Consider the following 18,515-nt stretch of genomic DNA (forward strand, 5'->3'; position numbering starts at 1 on the left):
TTTGACTCAAGTTTCAACCACGCTGGCGCAGCGCTTCATACAGGCACACGCCGCTGGCAACCGAGACGTTCAGGCTCTCCACTGCACCGCGCATCGGGATGGAGACCAGCGCATCGCAGCGCTTGCGCGTGAGCTGGCGCATGCCGCTGCCTTCGGCGCCCAGCACCAGCGCCACGGGGCCGCGCAGGTCGGCCTGGTACAGCGTTTGCGGTGCATCGTCGCTGGTACCAACGACTCGAATGTCGCGCTCCTTGAGCTCATCGAGTTGGCGCGCCAGGTTGGTGACCATGAAGTATGGCACGGTCTCGGCCGCGCCGCTGGCCACCTTGGCGACGGTGGCGTTGATGCCGGCTGCATGATCCTTGGGCGCGATGATGGCGTGCGCGCCGGCGCCATCGGCCACGCGCAGGCAGGCGCCGAGGTTGTGCGGATCGGTCACGCCGTCGAGCACCAGCAGCAGCGGCGGCACGCTCAGGCCGTCGAGCAGATCGTCGATCGAATGGCCACGCGCCAGCTCCTGCACGCGCGCCGCCACACCTTGGTGGCCATGGGTGCCGGCCAGACGCGCGATGCGCAGGCCATCGGCTTCCACCAGGCGTACGCCCGCCTCTTTTGCGCGCTCGACGAACTGGCGCATGCGCGCGTCGCGCCGCGAGGGGTCATGCAGGACTTCGACCACGCTCGCGGGCGCGGTCTTCAGGCGCACGCTCACCGCGTGAAAGCCAAAAAGCACTTTGAGATCAGCCATGGCCGGGATTATCGGCGCGCGGGCACACCGCTCTCGGGCATCATCGGCGCATCCACCGAGAGCTTCAGAGGAAACCACCCATGCCTGCCTTGCACGCCAAAACACCGCCACTCTTCGTTGCAAATACTCGCCATAGCCCGAGCTATGACTGCGTTTTGCGCCTCGATTGGCAGCGTTTTGGTGCGCCTTTCGGGCGCGGGCGATTTCCTCCCAAGCTCTGACCACGCCGATGCTCGCCCTGCCCCACATCTCGCCCCTGGAACATGGCGCCTTCGTCGCCGTGGGCCTGCTGACCTACGTCGTCATCACGCGCATACGCCAGCAACGGCGCCCGCCCTACGCCGCGATGTCCTGGGTGCTCGGGATCGCGGCCTTCCCCTATCTGGGCCTGCCGCTGTTTCTGATCTTCGGCACGCGCAAGCTCATCCGCCCTGAAACTCGCAGCCAGCCCGTGCCCGCCGGGTCCTGGAGCCACGCGGCCGCGCCCTGGGCCACGCGCCTGCTGGCCGCCGTCGGCGTGGCGGGCGCGCGCCCGCAAGCCTCGGTGCGCTTTGCCGCCGATGGCCCCGAGGCCCTGGCGCAATTGCGCGAGGTGATTGCCGCCAGCCGCCACACGCTCGATATCTGCACCTACGTGCTGGGCGACGATGCCACGGGCGCCGCCGTGGCCGCCGCTCTCGCCGAACGCGCGCGCGCCGGCGTGCACGTGCGCCTGCTGGTGGACAGCATCGGCAGCCTCAAGAGCGCGCACCGGCACGACGCGATGCTCAAGGCCATGGGCGTGCGCACGCGCCTGTTCGTTCCCGCGCTCGGCCTGCCCGGGCGCGGGCGCACCAATTTGCGCAACCACCGCAAGGTGGTGATCGCCGACGGCGCGCTGCTGTGGGCGGGCGGGCGCAACATCGCCGACGAATACTTCATCGGCAAGGTGGGTGCTCCAGCGTGGATCGACTTGAGCTTCATCGCCCAAGGGCCGCTGGCGGCGCAGGCGCAGGCGCTGTTTGACAGCGACTGGCGCATCGCCCGTGGCGCCCGGCGCGCCCCGCGCCTGGGCTACGCCGAACGCTACGCGCGGCGCGAAGCCGCCTCGGGCGTGGCCCTGCCCGCAGGCCAGGCGCACTTGGCGCAATGGGTGCCCAGCGGGCCGGATTTCCACGAGGACATCCTGCACGCGCTGCTGGTCTCCAGCGCCTTCCACGCCGAGCACCGCCTGCTGCTGGCCACGCCCTACTTCGTGCCCGACGAGGGCCTGCTCGAAGCGCTGGTGCTGGCGGCCAAGCGGGGCCTGGCGATCACGCTGGTGCTGCCGCGCCGCTCCAACCACCGGCTGGCGGACTGGGCACGCGGGCGGGCGGCGCGCACGCTGGTGCAGGCGGGCGTTCACGTCTGCCTGCTGCCATCGATGATCCACGCCAAGGCGGTGGTGGTGGACGACGTGCTCGCGCTGTGCGGCTCAGCCAACCTGGACAGCCGCAGCCTGTTCATCAACTACGAGGCGATGGCGGCCTTCCACGACCGCGAAGATATCGAATGGCTGGCGCGCTGGATCGAGCAGACCGCCGCCACGGGCACGCGCGCGAGCGCCCGCGCGCCAAGCTGGCCGCGCGACATCGCCGAAGGCATCGTCGCGACCATCGGCTTTCAGCTCTGATCGATGGCGGCGATGGCTCCCGCCTCCAGCGTGATGCGCTGCTGGCAGCGCGCCGCAATGCCGCGGTCGTGCGTGACCAGCACCAACGTCGTGCCCTGTTCCTGATTGAGCTGCAGCATGAGCCGCATGACGCTTTCCCCCGTCGCGAAATCCAGGCTTCCGGTGGGCTCGTCGGCCAGCAGCAAGGCTGGCTGCACCACGAACGCACGCGCCAGTGCTACGCGCTGCTGCTCGCCGCCGGAAAGTACCCGCGGATAGGCCCTCGCTCGCTGCGCCAGGCCCACGCGCGCCAGCATTTCCGTGGCGCGCGGCCGTGCATCACTCTGGCCTGCAAGCTCCAGCGGCAGCATGACGTTTTCCAGCGCGCTCAAGTGGCCCAGCAGCTGAAAGCTCTGGAACACGAAACCGATTTTTTGCGCGCGCAGCGCTGCGCGGCTATCCTCGTCGAGGGCAAACACATCCTGCCCATCGAGTAGCACGGTGCCGCTGCTGGGCGTATCCAGGCCCGCCATGATGGACAGCAGCGTGCTCTTGCCCGAGCCCGATGCGCCGACGATGGCAACCGTCTGGCCGCGGTGCAAGGAGAAGCTGACATCCCGCAAAATGTCAAACTGCCCGGTGGCATCAAGAACCGTCTTGCGCAGGTGGCGTACCGATAGCAGAGGCGAAGCAGGTGAAAGTTCGGAATCAGGCATGAACGATGGTGAAGAAAACTGGCGCGGTGCAAACCGGCGTGACTTTATCCTGCTGGCGCTGGCGGGCTGCGCGGCCATGCCGCTTTCGGCAGCGCCGGCGCCGGTGATCCTGGTACTGGGTGACTCCATGAGCGCCGAATACGGCCTGGCACGCGGCAGCGGCTGGGTTGCCTTGCTGCAGCAGCGGCTGGCGGATCGGAAGATGGCGGCGACGGTGATCAATGCCAGCGTGAGCGGCGACACCACGGCCGGCGGACGCTCGCGCCTGCAGGTGCTGCTGCACAAGCACCAGCCCACCTTGGTGGTCATCGAGCTGGGCGGCAACGATGCGCTGCGCGGCCTGCCGCTGCAAAGCACCCAGGAGAACCTCGCGCAAATGGTGCAGCAGGCGCAGGCGGCGCGCGCCAGGGTGCTGCTGGTGGGCATGCAGGTGCCGCCCAACTACGGCACCGACTACGCGCGTCGCTTTGCCGCCCTGTTTGAAACTACTGCCAAGACGCACAAGACAGCGCTGGTGCCATTTTTGCTCGCGGGCGTTGCCGATGGCCCGGAGCCGCTGCAACTGTTTCAGGCTGATCGCATTCACCCCAATGCGCGGGCGCAACCCCTCATGATGGAAAACGTCTGGAAGGCATTGGCACCCATGCTGCGCTGATCATGTGCTCGCCTTCGCTCCCTCCCCCTCTGGGAGAGGGCGGGGGTGGGGGCCAGCGGGGCATCAAGCCACTTGCCGTCGCGACGCCAGCGCTCGCAGCCCCCATCCCAACCTTCCCCCAAAGGGGGAAGGAGCCCGGAGCCAGCCATCCGTCAGCCAAAAACGCTCTTCATCGCCTGCGCCAGATCGGCGCGCAAGTCATTGACTTCTTCCAGCCCGATCGCGAAGCGCACTACCGTGCCACTGGCCAGGTGCGGCGTGGCGCGGCTGCGCATGGCCGAGAGCTGGTAGGGCATCACCAGGCTGAGCGGCCCACCCCAGCTGTAGCCCAGGCGAAAGAGCGTGAGCGCATCGCAGAAGGCATCGACCTGCGCGCTGCTGTAGCGCGCATCCACCACCACGCTGAACAGGCCCGCGGCCTGTCCTTCCCCCTGGCGGCAGCACAGGGCCTGCCAGTGTGCATAGCCGGGCGCACCGGCCAGCGCCGGATGCAGCACCTGCGCTACCGCCGCCTGCCCCCGCAGCCATTGCGCCAATTCACGCGCTGCCAGATCCTGCGCGCGGTAGCGCAGCGCCATGCTGGGCAGCGCGCGCAGCACAACCTCCAGATCGTTGGCGCCCACGCCCAAACCCAGGTGCATGTGCGCCGCCTGAATGCGCCGGTGCAGCGCCGCGTCGCGCGTGGTGATGGCGCCCATCAACACGTCGCCACCGCCGCTGGGGTACTTGGTGAGCGCGTGCACGGAAACATCCACACCCAGGCTGGCATCACCCAGCAGGTCAAACGGCGCAAACGCCAGGCCTGCGCCCCAGGTGTTGTCCAGTGCCATCGTGACGCCGCGCTCGCGGCACAGACGCGCCTGGGCAATGAGGTCGGGGAATTCCATGGTGACCGAGCCCGGCGCCTCCAGCCACACCAGGCGCGTGGCCGAGGTGATCTTGCCGGCCAGGTCCTGCACATCCATAGCGTCGTACACGGCATGGCGCACGCCATAGCGTGCCAGCAGCTCCAGCGTGAGTGCCATGTTCGGTCCATAGACGTTGTCGGGCAGCAGCACCTCATCGCCCTGCGAGAGCAAGGCCAGCGAGGTGGTGCTGAGGGCCGCCAGACCGCTGGGCGCCAGCAGGCAGTGGCTGCCGCCTTCCAGCGTGGCGATGCGCTCCTCCAGCAGATAGCTCGTCGGCGTGCCGTGCAGTCCGTAGGTATAGCCGCTCTTGTCCTGCCAGCGGCGCTTGCGCATGGCGGCAACGTCGGGAAACAGCACGGTGGACGCCTTGTGCACCGGCGGCTGGATGCCCTCGAAAGCGGCTGGCGGTGCGTAGGCGTGGTGAATCAGGGTGGTGGCGATGTGCTGCGGGTCTGGCTTCTGTGTCATCCCCGCATGGTAGCGCTGCGACAATTCATCGATGATCGTACCCTTGAACCTCGCGCGCTGGTTTCCCTTTCTGGCTTGGCCACGCCCCAACCGGGAACTGCTGCGCGGCGAATTCTGGGCTGGCATGACGGTTGGTCTGATGCTGGTGCCCCAGGGCGTAGCCTATGCCCAGCTCGCCGGCATGCCCCTGATCACAGGCATGTATGCCTCGTTCATTCCGATGCTGGTCGCCGTACTCTGGGGCTCTTCGGTACGTCTGGGCGTGGGGCCGACGGCACTGACCAGCCTGCTCACCGGTGCTTCGCTCATCGGTCTGGCCCAACCCGGCAGCGCGCATTGGGTGGCGCTGGTGGTGTGGATCGCGATTCTCTCCGGCCTGCTGCAGGCCACGCTGGGCGTGGTGCGCTTTGGCTGGCTGCTGAGCCTGGTGACATCGCCGGTGTTGAACGGCTTCACCCAGGCGGCGGCGCTGCTCATCCTGACATCGCAGCTGCCCTCGCTGCTCGGACTCACGACGGGCTGGCGCGCATTTCTGCAGCAGCCCTCCTGGCAGTCGCTGGAATGGCGCGCGGCCGCCTTCGGCCTGGCGAGCATCGCGCTGCTGTGGACGATGCAGCGCTGGCGGCGCAGCTTTCCGGCGGCCATCGTGGTGATTGCGCTCACCGCCACCGCCAGCTGGGCGCTGGGCTTTGCGGCGCACGGCGGCGCAGTCATAGGCGCGCTGCCGCAGGGCCTGCCCAGTTTGTTCCTGCCCGGCTGGCTCGACTGGAGCGATTTCAGCGCGCTCATCATGCCGGTGATGGTGATCACGCTGGTGAGCTTTCTGGAAACCGCTTCCAGCGCCAAGGTGGACCACGGCCAGGGCGGCACGCAGTGGAACGAAAACCAGGACTTGATTGCCCATGGTCTGGCCAAGGTTAGCTCGGGCCTGTGCGGCGCATTCCCCACCAGCGCCTCTTTTTCGCGTTCGGCGCTCAATCTGTATGCCGGTGCGCAGACCGGCTGGGCCACGCTGTTTGCGTTTGCCCTGGTTCTCGCCGCCCTGCTGTGGCTGGTGCCGCTGCTCTTCCACGTGCCGCAATCGGTGCTGGCGGCGGTGGTCATCGTCGCCATCAAGGGCTTGATCAAGCCCATGAGCATGCTGCGGCTGTGGCGCCTGTCGCGCGTGGAAACCGTCACCGGCTTGCTGACGTTTGCCATCACGCTGCTGAGCGCGCCGCGCATGTACTGGGGCGTGCTGATCGGCTTGCTGGTGAACCTGAGCCACTTCCTCTTTCAGCGTCTGCACCCGCGGATCATTGAGGTCGGCCTGCATCCCGACGGCACGCTGCGCGACCGCGTGCTCTGGAATCTGTCGGCGCTGCCGGCGCAGGTGCTGGCGCTGCGCATGGATGCGGCACTGGATTTCGCCTCCGCCACCGCACTGGAAAAACGCGTGGCCGACGAGTTCGCCAACCGCCCGCAGCTGCGCCACCTGTGCCTGTTCGCCCAGCCCATCAACCGCATTGACGTCACCGGCGTCGAGGCCTTCGTGCGCCTGCTGCTGCTCATGCAAAGCCGCGGTGGCATGCTGCATGTGAGTGGCCTGAAGCTGCCGGTGCAGCAGACCCTGGAAGTGGCCGGCGCATTGAAGCCCAACAGCCATCTGTCGCTCTACCGCACCGATGCGCAAGCGGTCGCCGCCGTGCAGAAACTTTACGCCACCGGATGATTCACAGATGGCAGCGCCGGGTCCTGCTGCCGGGGCGCTGTTACACTTGCCCAACCCGCTTCAGCTGTCACTTTTCAGGACTTGCGCAACCCCATGGATCTCGGCGATCTGCGTCTAGGCACTGCCCACGCCCTGGTATCCGAGTCCTTTGGCGAGCGACTGCCAGCGCCTGAGGCCCAGCCCGCGGCGTACCTGCAGGCGCTGATCGACGGGCTGTGCGAGCTTTCCCTAAAGGATCCGCTGACCGGCCTGCACAACCGCCGCTACCTCAATGCGGTACTCGAAAGTGAAATCGACCGCGTCGCACGCACCGGCGAGGCGGCGCTGCTGCTCATCATTGATATCGACCATTTCAAGAACGTGAACGACACCCATGGTCACCCCGTCGGCGACCTGGTGCTGCAGGCGGTGGCGCACACGATTCGTGCGTGCATGCGGCCAATGGACACCGTGGCGCGCTACGGTGGAGAAGAATTTGCCGTGATCCTGCCCGCCTGCCAGTTCGGTTTCGGCAAGCGCGTGGCCGAACGCGTGCGCAAGGCCATCAAGGCCACCCAGGTGATCGTTTCACCGGCAGTGACACTGAACGTTACAGCCAGCATCGGCGGCGCCTACACCATCGAGTGGATACGCAGTACCACCGCACTGTGGACCGATCGCGCTGACGCCCAGCTTTACAAGGCCAAACAGAGCGGGCGCAACCACGCCTGCATCGAGGAGCCGCCGGACAGCACCGTGACCGCTGACGAAAAAAACATGCTTTTGGCCCCGCTATACAAAACATCGGGCTGGGACGATCTATCGTCCAATGAGACTTTGAACCATGGCAGCGCCCACTGAATCCCCCACCATGCCCGACGCGCAGCCAGTCGCACCCCTTCCCACCGCCTCCAGCTCCGAGCAGAACAGCGGTCCGATCCAGAGCGCCGGTGCGCGTATCGTTGCCGTGACCAGCGGCAAGGGCGGCGTTGGCAAAACCTTTGTTTCCGCCAATCTGGCGGCGGCCCTCGCGCGCCGCGGCCACCGCGTACTGGTGCTGGATGCCGACCTCGGCCTGGCCAATCTGGACGTAGTGCTCAATCTCTACCCCAAGCTCACGCTGCACGACGTGATCACCGGCAAGGCGCAGCTCGAAGACGTGGTGGTGCCCACGCCCGGCGGCTTTTCGGTCGTGCTCGCCGGCTCTGGCATGGTGGAATATTCCCGCCTCACCCCCGAGGTGCGCAATGAGTTGCTGCGCGTGATCGAGCAGCTCACGCCGCACTACGACGTAATGCTGCTCGACACCGGCGCCGGCATCTCCGACGTGGTGCTGTTTTCCGTTTCGCTGGCCTCCGAGGTGCTGGTGGTGGCGACGCCCGAGCCCACCTCACTGACCGATGCCTACGCCGCCATCAAGGTGCTGGCCGCGCAGCAGAATCGCCAGCACGTGCGTCTCGTGGTGAATCAGACGGCGCGGCCGGGCGATGGGCGGGCCATCACCAGCCAGCTGCAGCAGGTGCTCAATCGCTTTGTCGCCACCGGCTCGGGGCAGCCACTGCGCCTGATCCACATGGGCGACATCCCGGCCGACGTCAGCGTGCGCGATGCGGTGATGCGGCGTCAGCTTCTGGTGCAGCACATGCCGGGCAGCCCGGCGGCGCTGGCGGTGTCCCAGCTCGCCGGCAAATTCGAAAGCACGCTGCTGCCACCCGCCAGCTGAACGCCAGCGGGCGCCTTGCTACGGCTGCGGCGTCGGTCCGCCGGAAATCGAAAAGCGCAACAGCGGCGCAGAATCGTCGGCAAACGGCACGCTGAGCGCGAGCTCGCCGACGCCGTGCAGCAAACAGCTTTCGCGGCGCAGTTGCACCGGCGCAGCGCCATCGGCAAACCGCACCCAGGTGCCGAAGCTGCTCAAGTCCGTCAGAACGGCGCTGCCCTGGCGCCAATCCACGCGCGCATGCGTGCGCGAGACGCGCTGGTCGTCAACGCGCACATGACAATCGGCGCCGCGGCCGATATACACCGTGCCCGCAGCCGAAGTGAACCACTGCCGCGTGCCGTGCCAATCAAACTCAAGTCGGCCATTGCCGCCGGCGCCCGACAGCAGTGCACCCAATTCGCTGGGCAAGCCACCCTGCACCGTCAGGTTGTCCTGGCCCTCTTCTTCGCGCCATTCGATCTGGTAGGTGACGACGGCTTCCGAGCGGCCGCGCACCTCCATGTGGCCCAGACGGTTTGCTCCGCTGCGCTGGCGCCCGCTGAGCTCCTGCACCGTGGCCTCGGTGGCGAGAATTTCGTCCGGCCCGGCGCGCTCGCACAAACGTGCGGCGATATTGACCGCGTCGCCGTAGCAATCGCCCTCCACTTCAACGATCTCACCCGTGCATAGGCCGACGCGCACCGCCAGGCGCTGCGATTCGGGCAGTGCGCGGGTTGCCTGGTATTGCTCGCGCATGAGCTGCACGACGGAACCAGCTGCATCGGCACCGTTGGTGAAAATGCCAAACACGCCGTCACCCAGCTTCTTGACCACGCGTCCACCGCCGTGCTTGATCGCCAGGCCCATTTGCCGCGTGAGTGTGGTGACCGCGCGCGTCGCCTCGGCGTTGCCCAACTCGTCAAACAGCGCCGTGCTGCCCGCGATGTCCGCGAACACCACGGTCTTGAAGGGGCTGGCTGCGTTGGGCAGAGGAAATCCTCAGAGTTGAATGCTGTGCATTATGTTACGAATGCGCTTGCAAAAGAATCCGAAAAAGTTGTCAATGAATGTGCCCCCAGAGCATGAGTGCATCGCGCCCTTCGACCGCCAGCGCCACCTTCGCCCCTACCGGCAATACAACTTTGGTCGGCACATGGCCAAACGGCAGGCCGGTCAGCACAGGCACGCGCGTGTGCTGGCGCAGCCATGCCACCAAAGTGGCCAGCGTGAAGCCCTTGTCATGGGGCGTGCGGCGATAGTCGGTAAACTGTCCGAGCAGGATGGCTTTCTGTCGCGCCAGCACGCCCGCGTACAGCAACTGGGTCAGCATGCGCTCGATGCGGTAGGGGTGCTCTCCGACATCCTCCAGAAACAGCACGCCGCCCTGGATGGGCGGCAGCCACGGCGTGCCGACCAGCGCGCACAGCACAGCCAGATTGCCACCCCACAGCTGCGCGCCCTGCAGTCCCCTGCCTGCCAGCACGTCTTCGCTGTCCCTGGGCAGGCGCCAGCCCGTGCCCTCGCCTTCGCCGCTGAACAAGTCCTGCAGGCAGGCCAGCATGATCTCGTCCGGCTCATCTGCAGTGCCCAGATCGGCGCACAGCAGCGGCCCGGCCCAGCTGCCGGCTCCGGTGCGCGCCAGCAAGGCCATCTGCAGCGCGGTGAAATCGCTCATGCCGACAAAGCGCGTGCCTCGCTCTATCGCCTTGGCCAGCTGCTTGTAGCGTATCTCGGGCAGCAAGCGCGTGAGGCCATAGCCGCCGCGGGTCATCATGGCGACGTCGGCGCCACTGGCCGCGGCGCGGTGGATGGCGGCAAGCCGGGTCGCATCATCGCCGGCAAAACGGGTGTGGCTTGCCAGCGCATCCGGGTCCAGCTCGACCTCGTGGCCGAGCTGCTGCAGACGCTTGACGGCGCGGCGCAGCGCCGCCTTGTCGCGCACCGCGCCGGAAGGCGAATAGACGTAAATATGCTGCGCGCCCGCATGGTGGCTGCAGTGATCGTGGTGCTGGGTCGAAGACAAGGGGTTCAGGCCGGGCTGCGCGGCACGGCTCCATCAAAATGGGGGACAGACGCAAAGTATTCCACAGCACAGCGCGCCACGTTCTCGGCCGAGGCGGCATCGACGATGGCCGCATCAAACCAGGGCAGGCCGTCGGGCGCTTGCCGTGCCCCCCGCGACCAGCGCCCCAAGGCCCTGGGGCCCGCACGGTGGCCTTCGTCCGGGTAAGGGGCGCTGGCCACATCGGCGGGCAAGGCCGGCAACTGCAGCAGCGCCACGCCCGCGCAGTGGGGCGTCAGCCGCTGCGGCCACTCCCCAGCGCCAGCGCCATCTGCCAGCGCCAGCACGATGGTGTCCAGGCCCTTGCGCACCAGCAATTCCCTGAGAACCCGAGCATGCCAGTCGGCGCTGTGCAGCGCTTCCCTTTTCGGTTTGTCACTGAACCCAAAGCCGATCAAATCGGGCACGATCACGCGCTGGCCCAAAGCGGCCAGAGCCTGCGCAAAACCCTGCCATTGCCAGCTCCAGCCCTCGAAGCCATGCAGCAGCAGCCAGGCCCTGCCCCCGGTGCTCGGCCCCATCTCCAGGTAATGCAGGCGCAGGCCCTGCAAGGCCGGCAAATCGCCTACCCAATGCGACAGCGGGCTGGCGAACGCGGCCATGCGTGCTTCGGGCGTTCGCAGCGCGTCGTCACGCAGTGGCTGCGCGCTGCTGCGCTGCACCAGGCGCCGCTGGCCGAAAAAATCCTGCAGCACTGCCGCACATTCGCCCGCAAGCACGCCGCCTTCGACTGCCGTCTGGTGGTTGAGCCTTGGTTCAGCAAACGCGTTGGCAACCGAGCCCGCAGCGCCCGTCTTGGGGTCCGGTGCGCCAAACACCACGCGCGCCAGGCGCGCATGCAGCATTGCGCCGGCGCACATCAGGCAGGGTTCGAGCGTGACATAGAGCGTGCAGCCATCGAGCCGGTAGTTGCCCAGCTGCTGCGCCGCCGCGCGCAGGGCGGAGATCTCGGCGTGCGCCGTCGGATCGTGCAGCTGCCTGGGCGCATTGCGCCCGGTGGCGATCAGCACACCATCGCGCACGACCGCAGCGCCGACGGGCACCTCGCCCGCCCCCTGCGCCTCACGCGCGACATCCAGCGCCACGCGCATCCAGCGCTCATCCTCCGAATTCATGGGGTGCAAACACCATAAGTCATAGCAACTACCGCAGTACAGAAGCGCGCTGCGGATGGATTCATTGGGCGTCTTCCGGCATGGGACGGGGCTGCTGCATCAGCGACTCCATCTGCTGCTTGACCTGTTGCTGTACCTGCCGACTTTGCTCCCGGACGTTGGCTGCCTTGCCGGAATCGGGCGCCACCGGTTGCGCCACCGGCGGCAACGCGACGGATGGTGCAGACAACTGCTTTTTGACCAGAACGACCACGATGGCCAGCGCCACCAGCAAGCCCACCAAGCTGAATCCAAAGCGCATGGCCCACTCCTGTGCAAATCGGCGCACATGGTAGTGCAGCGTGCCCGCCCAGCCATATGCACATAAGCATTGGTTCTTTCCGGATTCAGGCAACACCACGCACAATAGCCGCTTTTTCCCCACCGTACGAAGGCAAGTACATGCATCTCGACACTTTGGCCATTCACGCCGGCTACACCCCTGACCCAACCACCAAATCCGCGGCGGTGCCTATCTACCAGACCACCTCCTACGTCTTCGACAGCGCGCAGCACGGCGCCGACCTGTTCGACCTGAAGGTGCCGGGCAACATCTACACGCGCATCATGAACCCGACCACCGACGTGCTCGAGCAGCGCCTGGCGGCGCTGGAGGGCGGCGTGGGCGCGCTGGCTTTTGCCTCGGGCATGTCGGCGATCACCGCGGCGATCCAGACCATCGCCGAGGCGGGCGACAACATCGTCAGCTCCAGCACGCTGTACGGCGGCACCTACAACCTGTTCGCCCACACCTTCCCGCAGCAGGGCCTGACGGTGCGCTTCGCCGATCCGCGCGATCCCGCCAGCTTTGCCAAGCTGATCGACGAGCGCACCAAGGCGATTTTCTGCGAATCCATCGGCAACCCGCTGGGCAACGTGACCGACATCAAGGCGCTGGCCGAGGTCGCACACGCACATGGCGTGCCGCTGATCGTCGACAACACCGTGCCCAGCCCCTACCTGCTGCGCCCGATCGAACACGGCGCGGACATCGTCGTGCATGCGCTCACCAAATACCTGAACGGCCACGGCAACAGCATCGGCGGCGCGATCGTTGACAGCGGCAAATTTCCCTGGGCCGAGCACAAGGCACGTTTCAAGCGCCTGAACGAGCCCGACGTGAGCTACCACGGCGTGGTCTACACCGAGGCGCTGGGCGCTGCCGCCTACATCGGCCGCGCGCGCGTAGTGCCGCTGCGCAACACCGGCGCGGCGCTGGCGCCGCACAGCGCCTTCCTGATCCTGCAGGGCATAGAGACGCTGGGCCTGCGCATGGAGCGCACCTGCGAGAACGCGCAAACCATCGCCGAGACGCTAGAAAAGCACCCCAAGGTGGAGTGGGTGCGTTACGCCGGTCTGCCGGGCCATCCTGACCATGCGATTGCGAAGCGCCTGCTGGGCGGCAAGGCCTCGGGCATCGTCTCGTTCAACCTAAAGGCCAGCGGCGATCCGCGTGCCGCAGGCGCTCGCTTCCTCGATGCGCTGAAATTGTTCTACCGCCTGGTCAACATCGGCGACACGCGGTCTCTGGCCACGCACCCGGCCAGCACCACGCACCGCCAACTCAACCCCGAGGAACTGGCCAGCGCCGGGGTCACCGAAGGCATGATTCGCCTGTCGATCGGCATCGAGCACATCAGCGATCTGCTGGCCGATCTGAATCAGGCGCTCGAAGCCGTCTGAAATTTCAAGCAAAAATGGCTGCCAGCGCTTTCCCATCAAGCGCTGGCAGCTCTTTTTTTGATATTTACATCATGCCCAGGGCACGCGGCAGCCACAGCGACATCGTGGGCCAGTAGGTGACGGCAATCAGGAAGCCCAGCATCGCCAGCAGCCAGGGCCAGACGGCCACCGTCAGTTCGGTGATGCCCATCTTGGTGATGCCCGAGGCCACGTACAGGTTCAGCCCGACCGGCGGGTGGCACATGCCAACCTCCATGTTCACGACCATCAGAATGCCCAGGTGGATCGGGTCGATACCGAGCTTCATCGCGATCGGGAACAGGATGGGCGCGAAGATCAGCATGATCGACGACGGCTCCATGAAGTTGCCCGCCAAGAGCAGGATGACGTTCACCGCCAGCAGGAAGGTGATGGTGCCCAGGCCGTGGCCGAGCATCCAGTCGGCCATCGCCTGCGGGATGTTCTCGTTGGTCATGATGAAGCTGAACAGCACCGCGTTGGTGATGATGTACAGCAGCATCGCGCTCATGTTGGCCGAATTCAGCAGCACCTTGGGCACGTCCTTCAGGCCCATGTCCTTGTAGATGAACACCGCGACGAAGAAGGCGTAGACCGCGCTCATCGCCGCCGCCTCGGTCGGCGTGAAGATGCCGGCGTAGATGCCGCCCATCACGACGATGATCAAGAACAAGCCCCAGGCGGACTTGCGAAATGCCATCCAGCGCTCGCCCCAGCTCGCCTTGGGCAGGCGCGGGTAATTGTTCTTGCGCGCGCGCCACCAGGTGACGAGACCGAGCACGATGGCCAGCACGATGCCCGGCACGACCCCGGCCATGAACAGCGCGCCGACCGAGGTGTTGGTCGCCACCGCGTACATCACCATCACGATCGATGGCGGAATCAGGATGCCCAAAGCGCCCGAGGTAGTGATGACGCCGGCGCCAAAGCGCTTGGGGAAACCCGCCTTGATCATGGCCGGCAGCAGAATGGAGCCGATCGCGACCACGGTGGCCGGACTGGAACCCGAGACGGCCGCAAACAAGGCACACGCCATCACCCCGCCCAGGCCCAGGCCGCCATACCAGTGGCCAACCATCGCGGTGGCGAAGTTGATCATGCGCCGCGCGACGCCGCCGTGCGTCAGGAAGTTGCCAGCCAGAATGAAGAACGGGATCGCCATGATCTCGAACTTCTCGATGCCGGTGAAGAGCTTGAGCGCCACGGATTCCAGCGGCACGTCGGTGAAGCCGAACAAAAAGGTGAGCACCGTCAGGCCGAGCGAGATCGACACCGGCATGCCGGTGAGCATCAGCGCGGCGAGGATCAGGAAGATGATGAGGGCGTTCATTTTTTCTCTCCCGCGCCATCGTTCTTGCGTTCATCGGGGTGCAGGTTGTCGCGCAGGCCGTAGGGGTCAAGCTCGCCGACTTCCTTGAACGGCGCAGCCACCTGGGGCTCTTCGTCGTCGTCCAGGCCATCGACATGGCCGTGATCATGGTGCGGCAGCTCGCCGGTGCGGATGAAGCCCACCATCACCTGCAAAAAACGAAAGCACATCAGCCCGCTGCCAAACGGAATCGCGCAGTAGACGATCCAGGTCGGCCACTCCAGATCAGGCGTGGTCGGGCCTTCGATCAGATCGGAGACATTCAGCCCCAGCGCATGAAAGACGGCATAGTGCGCGCCGTTGTCCCAGACGAAGGTCGCGCCCATCCAGGCGACGATGCCGGTGAACAGCGCACCCGCGGCCATGCCGAAGATGATGAATTTGCCGCGCAACGCCGGGCCCATGCGGTTGATGACCACATCCACGCCCACGTGGATGCCGGTGCGCACGCCGTAGGCCGCGCCGAACTTGGCCATCCAGACGAACATGATGATGGTCAGCTCCTGCGCCCAGGTCAGGTTGATGGACAGCAGCCAGTCCTGCACGCCGGGGATGGCGTAACCCGCCGCGTAGCGGTGCAACACCGCAACGAAGACGATGAGCGTGGCCGCGCCCATCAGGAAGGCGATCAGCCATTCCTCCAGGTGATCCAGAATTTTCATGGCATGCATTCCAAAAAGAGCGCCGGGCAGTCCCCCGCCCGACGCCCAACGCTCAACTCTGAACGCTCGACCTGATACGGATCAGAGCTTGGCCGGATCGAAGCCAGTGGCCTTGTAGACCTCCTGGATGGTCTCCTTGCCGATGCGACTCGCCATCTTCTCGTGCACCGTGACCAAGGCCTTCTTGAGCGCCTTGCGCTCTTCCGCCGTCGGCGCGTAGATCTCGGTCTTGCCGCTCTTCTTGACCTCTTCCAGCGCACGGTCGTTCTCATCCTGCGCGATCAGGTTGGCGTAGGCCGTCGCCTGGTGCATCGCGTCTTCGAGCTGGCCGCGCACGTCGGCGGGCAGGCCATCCCAGAACTTCTTGTTGACGATCACCGCATAGCCCAGGTAGCCGTGGTTGGTCAGGCTCAGATGCTTTTGCACCTCATGCATCTTCTGCGTGTAGAAGTTGGACGGCGGGTTCTCGGTTGCGTCCACCACGCCAGTCTGCAGCGCCTGGTAGGTCTCGCCAAAGGCGATCACCTGCGGAATGCCGCCGAGCGCACGAATTTCCTCCTCGATCACCTTGGACGACTGGATGCGGTACTTCAGGCCCTTGTAGTCGGTGACCGCATGCAGCGGCCGGTTGGCCGAGAACACCTTGAAGCCGTTGTCCCAGTACGCCAGGCCCTTGACGCCGCGCGGCTCCAGCTTCTTGAACAGCTTGGCACCGACCGGGCCGGTGGTGATCTTGTGCAGCTCGTCGCGGTTGTCGAAGATGTAGGGCAGGTCGAAAACCTCGAATTCCTTGGCCCCCAGCGGCCCGAACTTGGCCAGCGACGGTGCCAGCATCTGCACCGAGCCGATTTGCAGCGCCTCCATCTCCTCCTTGTCCTTGTACAGCGAGCTGTTAGCGTAGACCTCGACCTTGACCTTGCCCTTGGTCAGCTCATCGGCCTTCTTGGCGAAGAACTCGCTCGCCTTGCCCTTGGGCGTGTCGTGCGCGACGACGTGGCTGAACTTGATCACGATCGGCGACTGGGCCCGTGCAACGAGCGGCGCCCCCGTCAGACCTGCCAGAGACAACGCCGCCAGGACCGGACGACGGCCCACCTTGATGGATTCACGCATGCAAGCACTCCTGTAGTAGCAAAAAACGGCGTGGTCACAAGCTCCGACCCCACCGCGCAGAGGCCCGATTCTGTGGCATGGAACGCACCGCGCTACCCGGAGAAACCCTGTTCGGGCAGGATTTCTTGACATGCCTCAGCCAGCGTGCCGCAAATCGGCGACCCAAACGCCGATCGCCAGACAACTTGTCAGGCCCGCAGGCTCGATGCCCAAAAGGTTGACCAATCTCACGACGCCATGCGTGGGATCATTCCCACTCAATCGTAGCCGGCGGCTTGCTGCTGACGTCATAGGTCACCCGATTGATGCCGCGCACCTCGTTGATGACGCGGCTGCTCACCTTCTTGAGCAGGCTATAGGGCAGCTCGGCCCAGTCGGCGGTCATGAAGTCGGAAGTCTGCACGGCGCGCAGCGCGACCACGTAGTCGTAGGTGCGCCCGTCCCCCATCACGCCCACGCTTTTCACCGGCAGGAAGACGGTGAAGGCCTGGCTGGTCAGGTCGTACCAGCTCTTGCCGGTTTGCTCGTCGATGCAGGCACGCAGCTCGTCGATGAAGATGGCGTCGGCGCGGCGCAGCAGTTCGGCGTATTCGGGTTTGACCTCGCCCAGGATGCGCACGCCCAGACCCGGGCCGGGGAAGGGATGGCGATACACCATCTCGGGCGGCAGGCCGAGCGCGATGCCCAGCTCGCGCACCTCGTCCTTGAACAGGTCGCGCAGGGGTTCCAGCAGTTCCAGACCCAATTGTTCAGGCAAGCCGCCGACGTTGTGGTGGCTCTTGATCGTGACCGCCTTCTTGGCGTTCTTGCTGGCACCTGATTCGATCACGTCGGGATAGATCGTGCCTTGGGCGAGGAAGGCGATTTCGGCGCCGCCCGTGCTCTTCAGTTTTTCGGCCTCGGCCTTGAAGACGTCGACGAACAGGCGGCCTATGGTCTTGCGCTTTTGCTCGGGTTCGTGGATGCCCGCCAGCTCGCGCATGAAGAGCGGCCCGGCATCCACGCGCACCACCTTCGCGTGCAGCTTGCCCGCGAACATCGCCATCACCATGTCGCCTTCATGAAGGCGCAGCAGGCCGTGATCGACAAAGACGCAGGTAAGCTGATCACCAATCGCACGGTGGATCAGCGCGGCGGCGACGCTGGAATCGACGCCGCCCGAAAGACCGAGCAGCACATGTCGGTTGCCGACCTGCGCGCGGATGCGCGCGACCGCATCGGCCACGTGGTCGTGCATGACCCAATCGGCGCGCGCGCCGCAGATGCCGAGCACGAAGCGCTCAAGCAGCGCCCGGCCCTGCGCGGTGTGCGTGACCTCGGGGTGAAACTGCACGGCGTAGAAATGCCGCGCCTCGTCGGCCATGCCGGCGATGGGGCAGGACGGCGTGCTCGCCATCAGCTTGAAGCCGGGCGGCAGCGCTGTGACCTTGTCGCCGTGGCTCATCCAGACTTTCAGCATGCCGTGGCCTTCAGGCGTGGTGAAGTCGGCGATGTCCTTGAGCAAGGCGGTGTGGCCGCGCGCGCGCACCTCGGCGTAGCCGAATTCACGCTGGTGGCCACCCTCCACTGTACCGCCCAATTGCTGCGCCATGGTTTGCATGCCGTAGCAGATGCCCAGCACCGGCACGCCAAGCTCGAACACCGCTTGCGGCGCGCGGTCGGTGCTGTCCTCGTAGGCACTGGCGTGACTACCCGAGAGGATGATGCCCTTGAGCCGGCCACTGCCGGCCTGCTCGCACAGCCAGACGTCGCTCACGTCGCAGGGATGCACCTCGCAATAGACATGGGTTTCGCGCACGCGGCGGGCGATGAGTTGCGTGACCTGGGAGCCGAAGTCAAGAATCAGGATCTGGTCGTGGGCCATGGCATTTGAAAGAAAAAAGGCCGACAGCGCTTGCCAGGCAAGCGCAACCAGCTACTAATTTTGAAAATGAGGC

At 65.8% G+C, this 18,515-nt stretch carries 17 protein-coding genes; 6 read left to right on the plus strand and 11 right to left on the minus strand.

Annotated elements, in window-relative coordinates:
* Positions 1-13: 13 nt before the first annotated feature.
* Positions 14-748 carry a 23S rRNA (guanosine(2251)-2'-O)-methyltransferase RlmB gene (gene rlmB, locus ABS45_RS07950; protein WP_291554773.1) on the minus strand — a complete coding sequence of 245 codons (735 nt, stop codon included), beginning with the start codon at positions 746-748 and terminating at the stop codon, positions 14-16.
* Positions 749-977: 229 nt separating this feature from the next.
* Between rlmB and ABS45_RS07955 the strand changes: the two genes are divergently transcribed.
* Positions 978-2,399 carry a phospholipase D-like domain-containing protein gene (locus ABS45_RS07955; RefSeq protein WP_291554775.1) on the plus strand — a complete coding sequence of 474 codons (1,422 nt, stop codon included), beginning with the start codon at positions 978-980 and terminating at the stop codon, positions 2,397-2,399.
* Here ABS45_RS07955 and ABS45_RS07960 read toward each other — a convergent pair.
* Complete coding sequence (locus tag ABS45_RS07960) at positions 2,390-3,094, minus strand: ABC transporter ATP-binding protein (RefSeq protein WP_291554776.1); 705 nt, start codon at positions 3,092-3,094, stop codon at positions 2,390-2,392. The genes ABS45_RS07955 and ABS45_RS07960 overlap by 10 nt on opposite strands.
* A gap of 76 nt (positions 3,095-3,170) precedes the next feature.
* On the opposite strand from ABS45_RS07960, the gene ABS45_RS07965 reads away from it, so the two are divergent.
* A complete protein-coding gene (locus ABS45_RS07965; RefSeq protein ID WP_291554833.1) occupies positions 3,171-3,749 on the plus strand; it encodes an arylesterase in 579 nt (192 codons plus the stop codon).
* Between the two features lie 152 nt (positions 3,750-3,901).
* Here the strand turns inward: ABS45_RS07965 and ABS45_RS07970 are convergent, their stop codons facing one another.
* Positions 3,902-5,125, minus strand: coding sequence for a PLP-dependent transferase (locus ABS45_RS07970; RefSeq protein ID WP_291554778.1), 1,224 nt, complete (start codon positions 5,123-5,125; stop codon positions 3,902-3,904).
* A gap of 31 nt (positions 5,126-5,156) precedes the next feature.
* Between ABS45_RS07970 and ABS45_RS07975 the strand changes: the two genes are divergently transcribed.
* The 3 genes from ABS45_RS07975 to ABS45_RS07985 all read left to right on the plus strand — a co-directional run bounded on the left by ABS45_RS07975 (position 5,157) and on the right by ABS45_RS07985 (position 8,538).
* The gene (locus ABS45_RS07975) at positions 5,157-6,836 is read left to right on the plus strand and encodes a SulP family inorganic anion transporter (RefSeq protein WP_291554780.1); all 1,680 of its coding nucleotides are present in this window, start codon (positions 5,157-5,159) and stop codon (positions 6,834-6,836) included.
* A 93-nt stretch (positions 6,837-6,929) separates the two neighbouring features.
* Entirely contained in the window at positions 6,930-7,676 is a 747-nt protein-coding gene (locus tag ABS45_RS07980) for a GGDEF domain-containing protein (RefSeq protein ID WP_291554782.1), read from the plus strand.
* A 10-nt stretch (positions 7,677-7,686) separates the two neighbouring features.
* The gene (locus ABS45_RS07985; protein ID WP_291554835.1) at positions 7,687-8,538 is read left to right on the plus strand and encodes a MinD/ParA family protein; all 852 of its coding nucleotides are present in this window, start codon (positions 7,687-7,689) and stop codon (positions 8,536-8,538) included.
* Between the two features lie 18 nt (positions 8,539-8,556).
* On the opposite strand, the gene ABS45_RS07990 is transcribed toward ABS45_RS07985, so the two are convergent.
* The 4 genes from ABS45_RS07990 to ABS45_RS08005 form a co-directional block, all read right to left on the minus strand.
* The gene (locus tag ABS45_RS07990) at positions 8,557-9,474 is read right to left on the minus strand and encodes an adenylate/guanylate cyclase domain-containing protein (protein WP_291554784.1); all 918 of its coding nucleotides are present in this window, start codon (positions 9,472-9,474) and stop codon (positions 8,557-8,559) included.
* Positions 9,475-9,577: 103 nt separating this feature from the next.
* On the minus strand, positions 9,578-10,540 hold the full coding sequence (locus ABS45_RS07995; RefSeq protein ID WP_291554785.1) for an LD-carboxypeptidase: 963 nt from the start codon (positions 10,538-10,540) through the stop codon (positions 9,578-9,580).
* Positions 10,541-10,545: 5 nt separating this feature from the next.
* The gene (tadA, locus tag ABS45_RS08000; protein ID WP_291554786.1) at positions 10,546-11,694 is read right to left on the minus strand and encodes a tRNA adenosine(34) deaminase TadA; all 1,149 of its coding nucleotides are present in this window, start codon (positions 11,692-11,694) and stop codon (positions 10,546-10,548) included.
* A 61-nt stretch (positions 11,695-11,755) separates the two neighbouring features.
* Positions 11,756-11,995 (minus strand): hypothetical protein, encoded by a 240-nt coding sequence (locus tag ABS45_RS08005; RefSeq protein ID WP_291554788.1) that lies wholly within the window; start codon positions 11,993-11,995, stop codon positions 11,756-11,758.
* Between the two features lie 140 nt (positions 11,996-12,135).
* Between ABS45_RS08005 and ABS45_RS08010 the strand changes: the two genes are divergently transcribed.
* The gene (locus ABS45_RS08010; protein WP_291554790.1) at positions 12,136-13,416 is read left to right on the plus strand and encodes an O-acetylhomoserine aminocarboxypropyltransferase/cysteine synthase family protein; all 1,281 of its coding nucleotides are present in this window, start codon (positions 12,136-12,138) and stop codon (positions 13,414-13,416) included.
* A 64-nt stretch (positions 13,417-13,480) separates the two neighbouring features.
* Here the strand turns inward: ABS45_RS08010 and ABS45_RS08015 are convergent, their stop codons facing one another.
* The 4 genes from ABS45_RS08015 to guaA all read right to left on the minus strand — a co-directional run bounded on the left by ABS45_RS08015 (position 13,481) and on the right by guaA (position 18,442).
* Complete coding sequence (locus tag ABS45_RS08015; protein WP_291554791.1) at positions 13,481-14,764, minus strand: TRAP transporter large permease subunit; 1,284 nt, start codon at positions 14,762-14,764, stop codon at positions 13,481-13,483.
* Positions 14,761-15,465, minus strand: coding sequence for a TRAP transporter small permease (locus ABS45_RS08020; protein WP_291554793.1), 705 nt, complete (start codon positions 15,463-15,465; stop codon positions 14,761-14,763). The genes ABS45_RS08015 and ABS45_RS08020 overlap by 4 nt, the downstream gene beginning before the upstream one ends.
* A gap of 81 nt (positions 15,466-15,546) precedes the next feature.
* Positions 15,547-16,578, minus strand: coding sequence for a TRAP transporter substrate-binding protein (locus tag ABS45_RS08025; protein ID WP_291554795.1), 1,032 nt, complete (start codon positions 16,576-16,578; stop codon positions 15,547-15,549).
* Positions 16,579-16,825: 247 nt separating this feature from the next.
* Complete coding sequence (gene guaA, locus ABS45_RS08030; RefSeq protein WP_291554796.1) at positions 16,826-18,442, minus strand: glutamine-hydrolyzing GMP synthase; 1,617 nt, start codon at positions 18,440-18,442, stop codon at positions 16,826-16,828.
* Positions 18,443-18,515 lie beyond the last annotated feature (73 nt).

Origin of the sequence: Comamonas sp. SCN 65-56 (assembly GCF_001724135.1) — a bacterium.
Lineage (GTDB): Bacteria > Pseudomonadota > Gammaproteobacteria > Burkholderiales > Burkholderiaceae_C > Comamonas_C.